This is a genomic window from Pseudomonas shirazica, from assembly GCF_015168335.1.
Classification (GTDB): Bacteria; Pseudomonadota; Gammaproteobacteria; order Pseudomonadales; family Pseudomonadaceae; genus Aquipseudomonas; species Aquipseudomonas asiatica.
Genome location: NZ_CP063456.1, coordinates 2,778,465 through 2,795,483, shown reverse-complemented (window position 1 = coordinate 2,795,483; position 17,019 = coordinate 2,778,465). Strand labels below are relative to the sequence as shown.

Annotated in this window: 16 protein-coding genes; 6 read left to right on the top strand and 10 right to left on the bottom strand. The window is 61.1% G+C overall.

Going from position 1 to position 17,019, the window contains the following annotated elements:
* Positions 1–199 precede the first annotated feature (199 nt).
* Complete coding sequence (locus IMX18_RS12720; RefSeq protein ID WP_054573811.1) at positions 200–1,636, bottom strand: IS1182 family transposase; 1,437 nt, start codon at positions 1,634–1,636, stop codon at positions 200–202.
* Positions 1,637–1,832: 196 nt separating this feature from the next.
* Between IMX18_RS12720 and IMX18_RS12715 the strand changes: the two genes are divergently transcribed.
* Complete coding sequence (locus tag IMX18_RS12715) at positions 1,833–2,315, top strand: GNAT family N-acetyltransferase (protein WP_015270097.1); 483 nt, start codon at positions 1,833–1,835, stop codon at positions 2,313–2,315.
* Between the two features lie 226 nt (positions 2,316–2,541).
* On the opposite strand, the gene IMX18_RS12710 is transcribed toward IMX18_RS12715, so the two are convergent.
* Entirely contained in the window at positions 2,542–3,453 is a 912-nt protein-coding gene (locus IMX18_RS12710; RefSeq protein ID WP_015270098.1) for a LysR family transcriptional regulator, read from the bottom strand.
* 93 nt (positions 3,454–3,546) lie between these two features.
* Between IMX18_RS12710 and IMX18_RS12705 the strand changes: the two genes are divergently transcribed.
* Genes IMX18_RS12705 through aroE form a run of 5 tightly spaced genes read left to right on the top strand, consistent with a single transcriptional unit; the run spans position 3,547 to position 7,385 of the window.
* A complete protein-coding gene (locus IMX18_RS12705) occupies positions 3,547–4,494 on the top strand; it encodes a ketopantoate reductase family protein (protein WP_015270099.1) in 948 nt (315 codons plus the stop codon).
* The gene (locus IMX18_RS12700; RefSeq protein ID WP_015270100.1) at positions 4,491–4,889 is read left to right on the top strand and encodes a VOC family protein; all 399 of its coding nucleotides are present in this window, start codon (positions 4,491–4,493) and stop codon (positions 4,887–4,889) included. The genes IMX18_RS12705 and IMX18_RS12700 overlap by 4 nt, the downstream gene beginning before the upstream one ends.
* The gene (locus tag IMX18_RS12695) at positions 4,886–5,341 is read left to right on the top strand and encodes a MaoC family dehydratase (protein WP_003256790.1); all 456 of its coding nucleotides are present in this window, start codon (positions 4,886–4,888) and stop codon (positions 5,339–5,341) included. The genes IMX18_RS12700 and IMX18_RS12695 overlap by 4 nt, the downstream gene beginning before the upstream one ends.
* Positions 5,338–6,570 carry a CaiB/BaiF CoA transferase family protein gene (locus IMX18_RS12690; RefSeq protein WP_015270101.1) on the top strand — a complete coding sequence of 411 codons (1,233 nt, stop codon included), beginning with the start codon at positions 5,338–5,340 and terminating at the stop codon, positions 6,568–6,570. Before IMX18_RS12695 ends, IMX18_RS12690 begins: the two co-directional genes overlap by 4 nt.
* Positions 6,567–7,385, top strand: a complete 819-nt coding sequence (gene aroE / locus IMX18_RS12685; RefSeq protein ID WP_015270102.1) for a shikimate dehydrogenase — start codon at positions 6,567–6,569, stop codon at positions 7,383–7,385. The genes IMX18_RS12690 and aroE overlap by 4 nt, the downstream gene beginning before the upstream one ends.
* A 53-nt stretch (positions 7,386–7,438) precedes the next feature.
* On the opposite strand, the gene IMX18_RS12680 is transcribed toward aroE, so the two are convergent.
* The 8 genes from IMX18_RS12680 to pdxR all read right to left on the bottom strand — a co-directional run bounded on the left by IMX18_RS12680 (position 7,439) and on the right by pdxR (position 16,732).
* Positions 7,439–8,158 (bottom strand): proteasome-type protease, encoded by a 720-nt coding sequence (locus IMX18_RS12680; protein WP_217190516.1) that lies wholly within the window; start codon positions 8,156–8,158, stop codon positions 7,439–7,441.
* A gap of 41 nt (positions 8,159–8,199) precedes the next feature.
* Positions 8,200–8,979 carry a transglutaminase family protein gene (locus IMX18_RS12675; RefSeq protein ID WP_015270104.1) on the bottom strand — a complete coding sequence of 260 codons (780 nt, stop codon included), beginning with the start codon at positions 8,977–8,979 and terminating at the stop codon, positions 8,200–8,202.
* Positions 8,976–9,926, bottom strand: a complete 951-nt coding sequence (locus IMX18_RS12670) for an alpha-E domain-containing protein (protein WP_015270105.1) — start codon at positions 9,924–9,926, stop codon at positions 8,976–8,978. Before IMX18_RS12670 ends, IMX18_RS12675 begins: the two co-directional genes overlap by 4 nt.
* Positions 9,927–9,929: 3 nt before the next feature.
* Positions 9,930–11,339 carry a circularly permuted type 2 ATP-grasp protein gene (locus tag IMX18_RS12665; protein WP_015270106.1) on the bottom strand — a complete coding sequence of 470 codons (1,410 nt, stop codon included), beginning with the start codon at positions 11,337–11,339 and terminating at the stop codon, positions 9,930–9,932.
* A 478-nt stretch (positions 11,340–11,817) separates the two neighbouring features.
* Positions 11,818–12,309 carry a GNAT family N-acetyltransferase gene (locus IMX18_RS12660; protein WP_061302399.1) on the bottom strand — a complete coding sequence of 164 codons (492 nt, stop codon included), beginning with the start codon at positions 12,307–12,309 and terminating at the stop codon, positions 11,818–11,820.
* Positions 12,310–12,745: 436 nt separating this feature from the next.
* Positions 12,746–14,011 (bottom strand): MFS transporter, encoded by a 1,266-nt coding sequence (locus IMX18_RS12655; protein WP_039612867.1) that lies wholly within the window; start codon positions 14,009–14,011, stop codon positions 12,746–12,748.
* A gap of 33 nt (positions 14,012–14,044) precedes the next feature.
* Positions 14,045–15,115 (bottom strand): sugar phosphate isomerase/epimerase family protein, encoded by a 1,071-nt coding sequence (locus tag IMX18_RS12650; protein ID WP_015270109.1) that lies wholly within the window; start codon positions 15,113–15,115, stop codon positions 14,045–14,047.
* A gap of 111 nt (positions 15,116–15,226) precedes the next feature.
* Positions 15,227–16,732, bottom strand: a complete 1,506-nt coding sequence (pdxR, locus tag IMX18_RS12645; protein ID WP_217190517.1) for a MocR-like pyridoxine biosynthesis transcription factor PdxR — start codon at positions 16,730–16,732, stop codon at positions 15,227–15,229.
* Positions 16,733–17,019: the final 287 nt, after the last annotated feature.

The window sequence follows — 17,019 nt, the reverse complement described above, 5'->3', positions numbered from 1 at the left end:
TCTGTTGAATGTCCGCAATGGGGCCAGGCTGTGTGAAAACGCTAATAAGTACGTCGAGTAGCGAAAGAAGCTGGGGCACCCTGTCAATTCAGCAGATCTGAGTGCTGATCTACCTCAGTCGGGCCCGGACGCGGCCTGCGCTATTTGGGCCGCGGCAGCAGCCCGAATAGCCGTATACGGACGCAAAAAATGCGTGGCCTCAAGTCCTGATCGCTTCAATCAGCCCAGCAATGCCAAAGATGCTCATCATTCGTTTGAGATTGTAGGCAAGCACGTGAAGGCTCATTTCGGTGCTTACCCTCGGTAGGGTTTTGGTCAGGAAGTGAGTGCTTCCCATCCAGTATTTGAGCGTTCCGAAGGGATGCTCCACCGTCTGCCGACGAACCTTCATCTTTCCTGGGTCATGCTCCAATCGGATCTGCACGGCTTCGACTACCGTTTCATGCTCCCAGCGCTTCAATCGGCGTTCCTTACCCGTCGTACACTGCTTCTGCATGGAGCAACTTTGGCAGCCAGAGAACCAGTAGGAGTGCAGCAACATACCGTCTTCCACCGAAGAATGCCTGCGGGTCAGTAGTTGATCCGCAGGGCATCGGTATTCATCCGATGCAGCGATGTAGATGAAGTCCTGCTTGCCGAATCGGCCTTCCGCTTTGCTGCTTGATGTCAGCGGCTTCGGGACAAAAGTGGTGATCCCTGCCTGCTCGCAAGCAAGGATCTCCGGACCTTTGTAATTGCCTCGGTCGGCGACCACTGTCAGCGACTCAGCGCCGATCTCTTCGCGTGCCTGGTTCGCCATATTGCTCAGCTGCGTTCGGTCATTGCCAACATTAGTGACTTCATGCGCAATGATCAGATGGTATTTGTCATCGACTGCTGTTTGTACGTTGTAGCCAACCGTGCCAGTACCTCGGCCACTCGTGGCCATTGAGCGTGCATCAGGATCGGTAAGAGAGATTTGCTGATCTGGGCTGGCGTGAAGCTGCGCTTCAATGTCCTTTAGCTTTGTCATCTGCTGTTTCAGCTTTTCTATTTTTTCGCTCAGCCGTTCAGCCTTGGCCTCGGCGACCTCGGGCGCCGCCCGATCCGCCGAATCCAGCGCCGCAAGATAGCGGTCAATGCTCTGCTCGATCTGCTGCATGCGCGCCTTGATCTTGCCCTGGGTGAAGTTGCGGTCGCGGTTATTTACGGCTTTGAATTTGCTGCCGTCGATGGCAATGATCGACTGGGAGAAAAGATTGAGGTTGCGGCACAGCACTACGAATTGCCGGCACACGCCGCGAATAGCTTTACCGTTGTCTCGCCGAAAGTCAGCAATCGTTTTGAAGTCAGGAGCCAACCGGCCCGTTAACCACATCAGCTCGACGTTGCGCTCTGCCTCGCGCTCAAGCCGGCGGCTGGACTGAATCCGGTTGAGGTAGCCATAGATGTAGATTTTCAGCAGGACTGCTGGATGGTAGGCCGGACGACCCGTAGCAGCCGGATCGACACCCTCGAATCCGAGCGCTCCGAGGTCGAGTTCATCGACGAAAACGTCAACCACCCGAACAGGGTTTTCTTCGGTGATGTAATCATCCAGGCACTCCGGCAGCAGCGTGACTTGCGTCCGGGCCTCACCCTCAATGAACCGCTTCATGATCGTCCCCGCCACGATCTCGACGATCAGAAGGTTAGATAATCGCAGGTTTTTTTCACAGCCTGGACCCGAAGCTGCCGGTCTGTAACGTTACCTCTCGCGCATGGAGGTGTCTGTTAGCAGAGGCGTTGTTGCATATCTCTAAGTCGGATGTTCTGGTATAAAAATACCCCTACCCAAGTCACGGACGACGACCATGCAGATACGCAAGATGACTCAGGAAGACCTGCCAAGCGCCAACGCCCTGTGCTTGGAGGCGTTCATGCTAGCGGTTGCGCCATCGCTGTCTGCCCAGGGCGTGGAAACCTTCGCAAAGGTGGTTGCTCAGAAGGCGTTTGCCGAACGAATGGTAAGTGACAACCTGATGCTGGTTTGTGTCGCGGAGGGAACCCTGGTCGGGCTGATCGAGCTGAAGGAAGGGCGCCATGTGGCGATGCTGTTCGTTGCGCCGGCCTGGCAGCGCCACGGCGTTGGGAGGCGCTTGATGAATGCGGCTCTGGAGCAGGCCAGGGCCAATGTAGTAACAGTTAGAGCGTCGCTATCTTCAGTGGCCGCTTATGAACGTTACGGTTTTGCGTTGGCAGGGGAAGTGGGCGAGCTTGCCGGGCTGATCTACCAACCGATGGAGAAGTGGTTGACCATTTCAAGCGCCGTCTACGACCCAGGCTGCTGTTCTTAATGACTTCAAATGGCCGTTAGGGGCCTTGCGCCAAGGGCCGTAATGGGTCGTTAGTCGCCGTTCGTGGACAATTGCTGTCGGCCCAGAGACCGGCCGCTTCGCGGCCCCGTCGCCTTCGACCCGCGCCCGGCGCGGTCGGCAAATAGGCGGCACGCTATGCCCGTTGAACGGCGGGTCAGCCCAGATCCATGGAGCGATGAGGCGAGCGAAGGTTTCGCCGTGTGTGCTAACCGGCCCCTGTTTGAAACAAGCCCCGCACCACCTCCCTGATCCAGCGATTCCCGCTGTCTTGCTGGTACCGTGCGTGCCAGTGCTGCTTGACCGTGAAACCTTCCACTGCAAACGGGCAATCGTGCACGTGCAAACCATGCATGTCGGCGAGTGTCTGGCCGATGTGCCGTGGCAACGTAGCCACCAGGTCGGTCGACCCGACAATCATCCCCAACCCCAGAAACGCCGGCAGCTCCAGCATGATCCTGCGTTCGATGCCGGCCCGCGCCAGGCCAGCCTCCAGTAACTTCTGCCCGGTCCCGGCACTGATTTGTACATGCCCCTCGGCCTGGTAACCCGCCACGCTCATGCCGTTGCTCAATCGAGGGTGTAGCGGGTTGCTCAGGCAGACCCAGTCCTGCTCGAACAACACTTGCTGATACATCCCCGCACCCAGCCAGGGCACGAAGCCGATGGCCAGGTCCGCCTCGCCCGACTCCAGCGCGCTCTCGGTATTGCCATCGATGCGTGCAGCTTCCAGGCGAATACCCGGCGCGTGGGTGCGCAGGTGGTTGAGGATGCTGGGCAGCAGGGTGATATGGCTGGCATCACTGACGCACAGGCGAAAGCGCCGCTGCGCCGTGGCCGGAACGAACTGCGGCTCCCAGGTAGTCAGGCGCCGCAGCGATTCCAGCACCTCGCGGCATGGCCCGATCAGCTGGTCTGCCCGCGGGGTTGGCGCCATGCCGCCTGGCGTACGCACGAACAGTGGGTCGTTCAACTCTTCACGCAAGCGCCCCAACCAGATGCTCACGGTAGGTTGGCTCTGGCCGAGCTGTTCAGCACTGCGAGTGACGCTGCGGCATTGATACAGCACATCGAACAGTTGCAGCAGCTTGGGGTCGGGCAAAGCGTCGAGCGCACTCATTATTGCGAAATCCAATAAGTGTATTGAGTCCATTGTATAGCCGAAATAAGGCTCGCTGCATAAGGTAGTCGCAAACCACAGGAGGTCAGCGATTTGAAAATCTGCATTCTGGGCGCCGGCGCCCTGGGTTGTGCCATCGGTGCGGCCTTGAGCGAAGCGGGGCACGAAACCTGGCTGTTGAACCGTGGCCATGCACATGTCGAGGCGATGAACCTGCACGGGCTGCGGGTGCAGGACGAACGCGGCGAGCGGCAGGTCCCGGTGAAGGCAGCCTGCGACGCGGCAACCGTGGGCGTGGCCGACCTGGTGGTGGTGCTGGTCAAGTCATTCCACACCGGCGAGGCGATTGCCGGGGCCAAGGCGCTGATCGGGCCGCAGACGCTTGTGCTGTCACTGCAGAACGGTCTTGGCCATGAAGACATCCTGGCCGAGGCCGTGGGCCGTGAGCGGGTGCTGGCTGGCAAGACCTACGTCGGTGGCGTGCTGCTGGCGCCGGGTTCGATTCGCGCCGGTGTTGCGGGCAAGCAGACTTTCATCGGCGAGCTCGACGGCCAAAGGACGCTGCGTGTGCAGGCCATCGCCGAGGTCTTCAATGGCGCCGGGCTCGCCACCACGGTCAGTGACAACATTCTCGGCACCATGTGGGACAAGCTGCTGGTCAACGTCGCGACAGGCGCGCTCAGCGGCATCACCAGGCTCGGTTATGGCCAGTTGTACAGCGAGCCGCTGCTGGAAAGCACCGCCAAGGCAGCGGTGGCTGAAGCCATTGCCGTCGCTGAACGAGCAGGCATCCGCCTGAGCCTCACCAGCCCGGATTCTGCATGGCGGCTGGCCGCCGAAGGCCTGCCGGCAAGCTTCCGTACCTCGATGCTGCAGAGCCTGGAAAAGGGTTCGGTCACCGAGATCGATTTCATCAATGGCTCCGTCGTGCGCTGGGGCCAGCGCCATGGCGTGGCCACGCCGGTCAACGCGACCCTGGTGGCCTGCATCAAGGGCATCGAACGCGCCATGGCCGATCAGCAGAAGGGGAGTAATCCATGAGCCAGCCGAAAGCCTACCTTGAACACGTGGCGTTCTGGGTGCGCGACATCCAGTGGCACATCCGCTTTTTCAGCGAGGTGTGTGGCATGACCATGCGTGAAATACAGGGTGACGTCGAGCAGCCTGCACAGTACTGGACCCTTGGTGGCCTGCAGTTCATCCACCAACCGGACTTTGCCGGCCCGGAAGGGCGCATGGCGCACCTGGGCATCATGTGCGAGGACCTCGAAGCTACCCTGGCCGCCGCACAGCGTTTCGGCGTGAGCGAAATGCCCCAGGGCCGCAACTGGCTGCGCCTGCCTGACGGCCTTGCGGTCGAGTTCATTCAGGCATCGCCGGCGAAATGCGTCGCCCAGGCACTGGCCATCGACCCACGTGCAGAGGTGGTGGCATGAGCGTAGTGGAAAGATACTGGGACGATGCCCGCGAAGGCGATGAATGCATCAGCCCCACCTACACGGTGACCCGCGAACGTATCCTGGCCTACGCAGACCTCACCGGCGACCACACCCCGGTGCATGTCGACGAGGCCTACGCCAACGCCAGTCATTTCGGCTGCCTGGTTGCCCACGGCCTGTTCGGCCTGTCGATCGCCGACGGCCTGAAGACCCAGTGCGAATACCGCTTTGTACCGGGCATGTCGCTGGGCTGGACCTGGGACTTCGTGCTGCCGATCAAGGTCGACGATGTGCTGCACGTGCGCATGCGCGTGGGGGCGATGCGCCCGAGCAACAGTCGACCGGGCTGGGGCATCGTGGTCTTGCCGTCGGAGCTGATCAACCAGCACGGCGAAGTCGTGCAGCGTGGCGAGCACCGGCTGATGGTGCCCCGGAGGGTGCAGGCATGAGCCAGGCATTGCCATTGGCAGGTATCCGCGTCATCGACTACAGCCACTTCCTCGCCGGGCCCTATGTGGGCCGCTGCCTGGCAGCACTCGGCGCCGAGGTGATCAAGGTCGAACGGCCGGGCAGCGGCGATGCCGGGCGCCAGCATGCATTTACCCTTGATGAGCAGCAGAGCGGTTACTTCCTGCAGCTGAACATGGGCAAGCAGGGCGTCAGCGTGAACATGAAGGACCCGCGTGGCAAAGCGTTCATGCAGCGCCTGACCGACTCGGCCGATGTGTTCATCGAAAACTATCGCCCCGGCGCCCTGGACAAGCTGGGCCTGGGCTATGCCGAGCTGTCGGCGCGCAACCCGCGTCTGGTGTACTGCTCCATCTCCGCCTATGGCCATACCGGGCCGGATGCCCACCGCGCCGGTTTCGGGCTGATCGCCGAGGCCAAGAGCGGGATCATGCAGATGGTCGGCGTGCCGGGCGAAGCGCCGCCGTTGCTGCGCATTTCCCTTGGCGACATGTACACCGGCATTCATGCCGTGGCGGCGATCAATGCGGCATTGCTGGGCCGGGTGAACAGTGGACGCGGCCAGCACATCGACATGGCCCTGTACGACACGCTGGTGTCGATGCATGAATATGCGGTGCAGTGCTACACCTTGTCCGACGGCACCGTCCTGCCCGAGCAGACCGGCCATGACATGCCCACCTCCACCCTGTACGGCGTGTTTCGCGCGGCCGATGGCGACTTGGTAATCGCCGCCCAGGTCGACGATGCCTGGAAGCGCTTTGCCGCGATGCTGGAAGCCAACGGTGGCCCGGCCGGGTTCGGCAGCGACAGCCGCTACCACAGCCTCAATGGCCGCAACGCCCATCGCCAGGCGATTCTGGCCGTGGTTCGCGACTGGGTCGGCGCGCGCCTGGTGGCGGATATCCTGCAGTTGCTCGATGACATCGACATCCCCAGCGCCAAGGTGCAGCGCATCGACGAGGTGGTGGCCGACCCGCAGATTAAGGCGCGCAACATGGTCATCGAGCAGCAGCACCCGCGCTACGGTACCTTGCGCCTGCCCAACCTGCCGTTCCGCTTTTCCGACTGTGACACCACGATCCACCAGGTGGCCCCGGACCTCGGTCAGCACAATGCCGAAGTGGCCGCCGGCCTAGGTTTCACCCCTGAAGAAATCACCGCCATGCAGGCAGACGGTGTGCTGTTCACCCACGGAGATGCACGATGAGCGACCGCTATGCAGTGATCGGCCGGCCGATCAACCACACCAAGTCCCCGTTGATTCATGGCCTGTTCGCCCAGGTCGCCTGCCAGTGCCTGGAGTATGGCGCGCTGGAGGGCGAGCTCGAGGGCTTCGAGGCTCAGGTACTGCAGTTTCGCAGTGATGGTGGGTTGGGCATGAACATCACCGCGCCGTTCAAGTTGCGAGCCTTCGAGCTGGCCGACCAGCGCAGCGAGCGCGCCCAGTTGGCGCGGGCGGCCAATGCGTTGAAGTTCGAGGATGGCCGTATCTTTGCCGAAAATTTCGACGGCATCGGCTTGCTGCGGGATATCGAGGAAAACCTCGGTGAGCCGCTGGCCAATCGACGGGTACTGTTGCTCGGCGCCGGTGGCGCGGTACGCGGTGCATTGCTGCCGTTCCTGCAGGCGGGGCCGAGCGAGCTGGTGCTTGCCAACCGTGACATGGCCAAGGCGCTCGCCCTGCGCAACGAACTGGATCATCCAAGGCTGCGCATCAGCCGTTATGAGGAACTGGAGGGACAGTCCTTCGACATCGTGGTCAACGCCACCTCTGCCAGCCTCACCGGCGAGCTGCCGCCACTGCCTGAAGGCGTGCTGGGCGCGACGCAGCTGGCTTACGAGCTGGCGTATGGCAAAGGCCTTACGCCGTTCCTGCGCATGGCCCAGGCGCAGGGGGTGGTGCGCCTGGCCGACGGTGTCGGTATGTTGGTCGAGCAGGCGGCGGAGGCTTTCGCCTGGTGGCGCGGGGTACGGCCAGAAACCCGCGCCGTCATCGATCGCCTGACTATTCCGCTGGAGTAGGACCAAGGCCACTGTAGGAACGGGCATGCCCGTTTCCACAGTGGCCCTGCCAATCAGTACGGCGGCGCTGGCAGTTCGGCCAACAGTCTTTTGAGCCCGTCGCTCCACTGCCTGCGTATCTGCTCGTAATACACATCGTCGCTGGCGATACGCTGGCGTTTCGGTATTTCCAGGCTGTCCTTCTGATACACCAGCAAGTCCAACGGCATGCCCACCGACAGGTTGCTGCGAATGGTCGAGTCGAACGAGATCAGGCCGCAGCGCAATGCTTCATCGAGTGGAATATGGTAGCCGAGGTTACGGTCCAGAATCGGCCGCCCGTACTTGCTTTCGCCCAGTTGCAGGAACGGGGTGTCCGGCGTGGCCTGGAAGAAATTGCCCTGCGCATAGACGTTGTATATGCCCATGGGGCCGCCGGCAATCTGGCCGCCGACGATGAACGAACTGCTCAGGTCGATTCCGGCCGACAGCTTGCTGCGATCACGGCTGACCACCTCGCGCAAGGTGTCGGCGACCAGTACCGTTGCATCGTAGAGCGTCGCAACGTTCAACAGGTGGGGGCCGGGGCCCTTCGTACGTTGCTGGAGCAGGTTCACCACCGATTGCGAGGTCGCCAGGTTGCCAGCGGTCTGCAGGACGATCAGGCGCTCCCCCGGCACGCCGAACACGAACAGCTTGGCAAAGCTGGCGATCTGGTCGATGCCCGCATTGGTGCGTGAGTCGCTGATGAAGACAAGCCCGTCCGCCAGGTGCATGGCGACACAATAGGTCATGCTGTTTCCCTTGTTTTTTTCATGAACGGATGCCGCACCTGTCATTGGCGGTGCACGTGTACGCTGGCCTGCATCGATTCGGCGCCGCCCCCGCGGCGCACGCCCCTGACCGGGCAGGCATCGAGGTAGTCCAGGCCCACTGCCAGCTTCAGGTGGCGTTCTGGCCGGGTCAGGCGGTTGGTGATGTCGAAGCTGTACCAGGCGTCATCGACCCAGGCTTCCGCCCAGGCATGGCTGGCCAGGTGCTGCTCGTCTTCGGTACATAGGTAACCGGACACATAGCGTGCCGGAATACCCAGGCTGCGCGCGCAGGCGAGGAACGCATGGGTATGGTCCTGGCACACCCCGGCAGCGCCGCTGAACGCTTCGATGGCAGTGGTGCCCACCGATGTGGCACCGGGGCTGTATGGCATGTGCTCGGCCAGGCCTTGCATCAGCCCGATCAGCGCCGCCCGGTCGCGGTGCTCGCCACAATGTCGGCTGGCGAAGGCCTTGAGTGTGTCATCGGCCTGGGTCAGGTGGCTGCCGCGCAGGAAGGGCAGGGGTGAATGTTCGCCGGCCTCCTGCTCGCGATCCGGGTCGATTTCTACCTGGCCGCTGGCGGTCAGTGCCAGGTGGCCATGGGGTTTGTCCAAGGTCAGTACATGCAGGATGTTGCCATACGGGTCGATCTGGCCCTTGACCTTGCAGGGCAGGTCGAGTTGCCATTCAGTGATGCGCTGGCGCTCGCTGCTGCGTGGCGTCAGGCGCAGGAACTGGATGCTGTTGCACACATCGCTTGCATAGCTGTAGGTAGTGTCGTGGCGAATGGACAGTTTCATACGACCTCCAGATAGGAGTGGTGGACCGCCTGGCCCAGTTGATTGATGCGCCCAATGAAGTCGCTCAACCACGGGTGCAACCCTGCTTCGAGTATTTCGTCGATCGCGGTGTAGCGCAGGCGAGCGTTGAGTTCGGCGGCCATGCGCTGGGCGGCGCGCCCGGTGCTGCCCGGCAGGCTGGCAAGGATCTGGTCCAGCTCCTCGATGCAGGCATGCAGCGAGCGGGGCACATCGACCCGCAGCAATAGCAACTCGGACACCGGTCGTGCACTGGGTGCGGCGCGATACAGTTCGTTGAAGGCTTCGTAGGAGGTCAGCGCGCGCAGCAAGGCGCTCCATTGGTAATAGCCGCGGGCAGAATCATCGCTGACTTCCTCGGAGGCCTCCCCGAACATTTCATAGCGTGCATCGAGCAGGCGCAGGGTGTTGTCAGCCCGCTCCAGGAAGGTCCCCAGGCGGATGAAGCTGTAAGCGTCGTTGCGCATGATGGTGCCTGAAGTAGCACCGCGGAACAGGTGCGAGCGTTCCTTGACCCAGTCGCAGAACTGGCTGATGCCATAACGGCCGAGACCATTGCTGGCAATGTTGCGCATCTCGATCCAGGTAGCGTTGATGTTCTCCCACATGTCGGCAGTGATGCGGCCACGCACTGCGTGGGCATTGGTCCTGGCCGCCTGCAGGCAGCAATAGATGCTGCCGGGGTTGGTCGCATCGAGGGCGAAGAAGTGCAGCATGCGCTCGGTGTCCAGCTCGGTGTGCCGGCGGCGGTAGTCGTCCAGCGTTCCGGATGCCAGCAGTGACATGGCCAGCTCGGCATGGCCGTCGCTGCGGCCAGCCTGGGGCATCAGCGATAGCGAATAACTGACCTCGAGCATGCGCGCAAGGTTTTCTGCACGCTCCAGGTAGCGCGACATCCAGTAAAGGTCGGAAGCAGTTCTCGAAAGCATGGTTCAGTCCTCCACCACCCAGGTGTCCTTGGTACCGCCGCCTTGCGACGAGTTGACCACCAGCGAACCTTCCTGAAGGGCCACGCGGGTAAGGCCGCCTGGCACCAGTCGGGTTTCACTGCCGGACAGCACGAACGGGCGCAGGTCGATGTGGCGCGGCGCGATGCCGCTGTCGACGAAGGTCGGGCATGTGGAAAGGCACAGGGTAGGTTGAGCGATGTAGGCGTGCGGGCGGGCCTTGATGCGAGCGCGGAAGTCCTCGATCTGTGCGCTGGTCGCCGCAGGCCCGACCAACATGCCGTAGCCACCGGACCCCTGGGTTTCCTTGACCACCAGCTCGGGCAGGTGGGCCAGGACATGGGAAAGCTCTGCAGGCCTGCGGCACTGCCAGGTAGGGACATTGTTCAGGACCGGCTCTTCGCTCAGATAGAAGCGGATCATGTCGTCGACATAGGGGTAGATCGACTTGTCGTCTGCCACCCCGGTGCCTACCGCATTGGCCAGCACCACGTTGCCAGCGCGGTACACCGAAATCAGCCCCGGCACGCCCAGCATCGAGTCAGGGTTGAACGACAGCGGGTCGAGGTAGTCGTCATCCAGGCGGCGATAGATCACATCCACCTGTTTTGGACCAGCGGTAGTACGCATGTAGACGTGCTCGTCACGGATGAACAGGTCCGCACCCTCGACCAGTTCGATGCCCATTTCCCGGGCCAGGAAGGCGTGCTCGAAATAGGCACTGTTGAAGCGGCCAGGGGTGAGCAACACGGCAGTGGGGTTGTCCAGTGGGCTGGCGCTCTTGAGCGTGTCCAGCAGCAGGTTGGGGTAGTGGTCGATGGGCGCGATACGCTGTGCGGCGAACAGCTCGGGGAACAGCCGCATCATCATCTTGCGGTCTTCGAGCATGTAGCTGACCCCGCTGGGGGTGCGCAGGTTGTCCTCCAGCACGAAGTAGCTGCCATCCCCGTCACGGACCAGGTCGACGCCAGCGATATGGGCATAGAGCCCGCGGTGCAGGCCCAGGCCCTGCATGGCGATCTGGTAGCCTTCGTTGGCCAGCACTTGTTCCGGCGGGATGATGCCGGCCTTGAGGATGCGCTGGTCGTGGTAGATGTCCTGCAGGAACAGGTTCAACGCCTGAACCCGCTGGATACAACCGCGCTCGACCATGCGCCATTCGCTGGCGCGAATGCTGCGCGGGATGATGTCAAAGGGGATCAGGCGCTCGGTATCCTCTTTGTCACCGTACAAGGTGAAGGTGATACCGGCGCGGTGAAACAGCAGGTCAGCTTCGCGTCGGCGTTGCTCCAGCAACTCCAGCGGGGTGTTTGCCAACCAGCGGGCGAACTCCTGGTAATGCGGGCGGCAACTTCCGTTCGTATCATACATTTCATTGAAAAATGCCCGGGACATACCCACTCCTTGCCACCGTTGCCGGCAGCTTCATTGCGGTTCATCTACGTGTTTCAGGGTGCGGCCTTGCGGGTCGGTGGGTGTTTTGTCTGCGGTGAGCCTCGAATCCGATCAATTGCTGTGCGTTATGCACGCAAGAGGCCATTGCAATGAAGGTGCCGAAAGCCAGGCACAGTTCTGGAGTGGCAACGGGCTGGCGGTAACACCTTGAAACTCTTGGGTTTTATTGCTGCATTCGATGACTGCGCCGCATGCAGCCGTGCGGGAACGGTCGGGAGGGGGGACAGGCGCGCCTCAAAAAAAGGCGCGCTATGCACCGAGCTGCAGCTTTTGCTCCGAATTGGAGCGAGTCCATGGCGAGGCGGCACTCCGGCCGCGCAAGCAAGGAGTAGTGCGTTTCGTTCCGAGTGTCAGGTTATGACGCAGTCACCGACGCAGAATACTCTGGGCGTCGCTTGCAGATCGAAAACGGTCACTATCATTCAATGGATTTGGCCATTTCCGACGTTCCAGTCCAGCCGGTCTGCTCATAGACCGGTTTACCCGTCTCGGTGGCATGCAGGACAGCGAAGGTGATACCTCGGCGAGCGAACTCGGCGTCAGCAGCCTGCATCAAGGCCGAAGCCAGGCCGCGGCGGCGGTAGGCCGGCTGGACGAACACATTCAGCACGTACCCACGTTTGTCCAGGGTTGGGTGCGATGGATGGGGAGGCCAGTCAATGCTCATCAGGCCAATGGCTGCAACCGGTTGGTCGCCATCCAGGAGCTTGAAACCGTAATACCGACCGTCACCGAGCCGCTCTTCCAGCCATGGGCGAAAGTGCTGAGTCATGACTTGCAGTTTTTCAGGGTCGCCACCTGCCTCAAGAAACATCTCCTGGCGATGCGAGCAGATCATTGCTGCGTCAGCGGGCCCGACTGGCCGACACTCCAGGCCTGAAGACGCTCCACATCCTTGTAGCTCGATCATCGTTTATCCAACGTAAGTGGCCGATTCATGAGAAGGCAGCCTATGGCCTCTTCAGGCCTGCTTGCAATGGCTTGGTTCAACGCCTGGCCCGCCAGACGAAACAAGACCCAATGGCTAACGATCGACCTTGGCAAGCAACTCAGCTTTTGTCATCTCTCATGGAACTGCACATAACTCATTGAATCAGCAGGGCCCATGTAGGAGCGGCCTTGTGTCGCGATGGGGCGCGCAGCGGCCCCGGCAATTTCAACTGTTGCGCATCAATCCTGGGGCCGCGATGCGGCCCTTTCGCGACACAAGGCCGCTCCTACAGGTACAGCCACAACCTCGAGAGCAACGCTGTACCTGTGGGGTTTTAGCCGCGAACACCGGCGTTGTGGGCGGAGGAGGGCTCGGCATGATGGACGAACCCTCCTCCTGAAGCCCATGGCGACGATCAGGCTTGTACCGCGTCGGCCCCGCCAGAGAGCACGGATTTTTTGCGTACTGCTTGATAGAGAAGGCTGGACACCATGAAGCCTGCAATGGCCAGCATGCTCATCAGAATGAACACATAGTTGTAGCCCTGTTGACCAGGGAAGTGGTCGAGGATCGCGCCATAGATGACGTAGGCAAACATGCCGGGGGCATAGCCGATCAGGCAACCGATGCCGAAGGCCGAGCCGGTGATGTGCTGGGGAATGCCGACTTCGCCCATGGGGGCCCAGAACACGCCGCGCATCGAGAAAACAATCAGGGCGAAGGATAGGGTGGCCGCCATCCCCGCATAGATGAAGCCCGGGCTTTTAGGAATCAGCATGATCACGGCCATCAGCGGCAATAGCGCCAGAAATGCCCACTTCAGGTAACGGCTGGTACTCTTGAACTGCTTGTCGGCAATGAAACCGCCGGCAGGCCCGCCGAGGATTTTCAGGAAGTATTGATTGATGATGCCGTAGGCGCCTACCAACGCTACTGGCAACCCGTACATTTCCTTGAGGTAGGGGATGAAATAGGTCAGGCCGCAGTAGACGATGTAGACCATGAACACATTGAGGCTGACCAACCAGATACCGGGTACCTTGATAGCCTCCATCAGGTTTGCCAGACCGTTTTTCGGCTTGGTGGCCGATTGCGCATTACCGCCCTTGAGCAGGACCCAGGTCAGGGTGCCAGCCAGAATGTCGATGACCGAGTAGAACAGGATCGCCGATTTCAGGCCGGCTTCCCCCGAGCCCATGGCGACGAACACGCCCAGTGCGGAAAAGGCCACCAGCGTATCAACCACGCCACGCCCGCCTTCCAGCAGGCCGAACAACCGGCCTTGCTCCTGATCGTCACCCAGATTGCGGATGGCCTTGAGCAACGATGGCCAGAACAGGCAGTCGGCACAGACGGCCAACAGACTGAACACGATCAGCAAACTGCTGAAGGGCGGAAAGGTCGCCAGGTACAACCCCAGGCTCCCGGTCCCGATCAGGCCGAGGGGGATCAGTTTGCGCGTGTCGTAGCGATCGGCGAGCAGGCCACCAACCACGAACAGTGCAGTCGCGATGATCGCGTTGGCACTCAACAGCATGCCGATTTCAGTGTGGCTCAGGCCCATGAATTCCTGCATGGGGACATAGAAGGCGTCCTTGAGGTTCGCCAGCTTGTAAATGGTGCCGCCACCAAGGATGAGAATCAGGAATCTGAGCCATTTGGCCTTGTTTTGAGTTGTCATTATTGTTCTCCGGGCGTAATCGGGTCGTCAGGTTCATGCGTTGGAAGGAGCGGCCAGGGTCAGTTCAGCCAAGGTGCGCAGTTCGCCCAGCAAACCTCGGACATAGGCCACCTGATTGTTCGCCCAGCGGTGTTCGTCGGCCAGCATGCGCTCGAGCGAGTAGCCTTTCGGGAGCGGCGTTTCGCTCATCTCCCGGTAAGCAATGAATGGATCGGCTGCTTCGAGGCTCTGCCGGAAGGCCGGGGCCACGTAGTGATTTTCCTGCTCGAGAATGAACGCGATCACTTGCGGGGTTGCTTCGCCCAGCATCAACAGTTCGAACAGCATGCGGGCGCTGGGCAGATCGTCTTCGTCGCTGCCTTGCAACACGCCGTAATGGCCGAAGCCGTTTTGTTCGGGGACGATGCGTACGCCCTTGAGGTGAGCCTGGCGGATGTGCGGCGCCAGGTTGTGCAGGGCCTGCAGGGGCTGTTCGCAGGCATTGATCATGTTGCCGAAGTCGAACAGGGCATGCAGGCGAGGGTGGTTGACACGGTTGAGCAGCTGCGCGATTTCGCTGCTCTTGAGTTCTTCATGCTGCTCGAAGTCAAAGTACAGATCGTTGGCATCGGCCTGTTGTGCGAGGTAGTGCAGGTCGGTCTCGATCACGTCCATGACCCGCGACAGCGGACCCTCGTAACGTGAGTAGACACGGATGTTGCGCACCCCCAGTGCCTTGGCGATGGCGATCACCTGGTCGACATCCTTTTTCAGCGTGCTGCTGATTTCCAGATGCACATCCAGCCCCAGCGCCTTGGCCTTGCTGGCAAACACCTGGAGCTGCTCTGGCGACATCTGGCTCAGGCTGTTTTCCTCGCCGTCGAGCAAGTGCAGGCTCAGGCCTTGCAGCTCGTGGCGATAGGCGAAGTCCAGCATGTCCGCGGGTGTGACACGACCGTGGGTGAGGTTGGTCAGTAGCGGGTAGGCGTGGGCAAACAGGCGCAATTGCCCGAGACGCTCAAGCAGCCGCTGGGCCAGTGCCTCTGTCAGCACTGGAGCAGCCACGTGTTCGACCACCTTGTGGCTCAGCAAGGCGTTGAATCGTTCCTGGATCTTGTTGTTCATTAGAGTTGTTCCTGGTTCAGGCACCGGTCTACCGGCGCAGCCTTTATCGCGCCAGCCAGGAACTCTCGATAGATCCATTATCAATTAATTGATAAGGCCACTTTCCACGCATCAAGTGGTCGGCGGAAGATAACCCAGCGTGCGCAAAGCCTGGGCCAGCTCCTCGACACGCTCCCGGGCCTGCTTTTCAGGCGTGCCGGCAAAGCCGATCAACAGGGCAGGCGGCAGGTCATGCTTGATGCGGTAGTCGCTCAAGGCGTAGGTGTGGATGTTGTGTCGGGCCAGTTGCCGGGCGATTTCAGTGTCACTGAGTTCGGGGGGCAGCCAGGCGATCAGGTGCATGCCGGCATCCGTCGGAGTGATCCTGAAAAAGCTGCCGATCTGCTTTTCAAGTTGTTCGATCAACGCCTGCTGGCGCGCCTTGTACAGTGCACGCATGCGGCGGATGTGCCCCAGGAAGTGGCCTTCGCTCATGAAGTCGGCCGTTGTGGCCTGAAGCAGTGTGGGCGGGCTGCGATCCATGACCGCGCGCAGGGTGCAGAAGGGCTCGACCAGAGCCTGCGGCAGAATCACGTAGCCCAGTCTCAGTGACGGGAAGAGCACTTTGCTGAACGTGCCGACGTAGATCACTCGGGCCATCTGGTCCATGGCATACAGTGCCGGAAGAAGTCGACCACTGTAGCGAAACTCGCTGTCGCAATCGTCCTCGATGATCCAGCTCTGATGCTTCGCAGCCCAGTCGATGAGTGCCTGGCGCCGCACATAACTCAGGGTGACACCCAAAGGATGCTGACGCGAAGGCGTACAGAATACCAGGCGCGCATCAGGGCACTCGGCAAGGCCTTGCTGGACATCGATCCCCTGTTCATCAATACGCAACGGAATGATCCGGGCCCCCTGGGCTTGCAACGCAATTCGCGCGGCGATGTGCCCAGGGTCTTCCATCCAGACACTGTCCTGCGGATTGAGCAGCAGCATGCCCAGCAGGTTGAATGCTTGCTGCGCGCCGGAAACGATCACTACCTGGCCGGCATTGCAGTCGATACCTCGCGCATCGAAGACATACTCGGCAATCGCTGTGCGAAACGCCTGCAAGCCTTGCAACTCGCCATAACCCAGGATCGCCTTGGTTGGCTTTAGCAAATGACGGTTCATCCGGCGCCGCCAGATGGCTTGCGGAAACCCTTCATAGGTGCTGTGACTGGGCAGGAAGGAGGTCGGCGTCGCCGGATCCCAGTCGGTATAGGACACCCCGCGAAAATGATCGCTGCGCAGCGACAGCATCGACTGGCTCAGTTCGGACAGGCGCGGTGGCTGGCGCGGTTGCTCGTCCTCGATACTCCGGTTTTCCCACTCAGTACCGACATACGTACCTGCACCCGTGCGCGAGGCCAGAAAACCTTCGGCAATCAACTGATCGAAAGCATTGAGGATGGTGATCCGCGACAGCCCCAACTCGATGCTCAAGGTCCGCGTCGACGGCAGGCGCACGCCCCCCTGAATTCTGCCGTTGAGTATCTGTTTGCGAATTTGCAGATACAGCTGACGGTACAGAGGTATGGCACTGGCACGGTCCAGTTCGATAGCCGACAGCAGCAAACCTGTGGGGGATTTCATGACATGCTCGTCTGGGTGAAACGGGATTTGACCCGGGAACCGTCAGGCGACGGGATTTCAGGGTAGCGAGCGATACCCGATAAGTCATCCGTCCGGCTTTGATGTCCGGCGCAGCGTCCGTTTTGGGTAGATAGTGCCCAGTCGCGAATGGCTACAAACGACCCAAAGCGGACATCTGTGACCGGGGCCGCTTCGCGGCCCATCGCCGGCAAGCGCGGCTCCCACAGGTACAGCGCATGCCTGAAGGCTGGTGATATTCCTGTGGGAGCCGGCTTGCCGGCGATGAG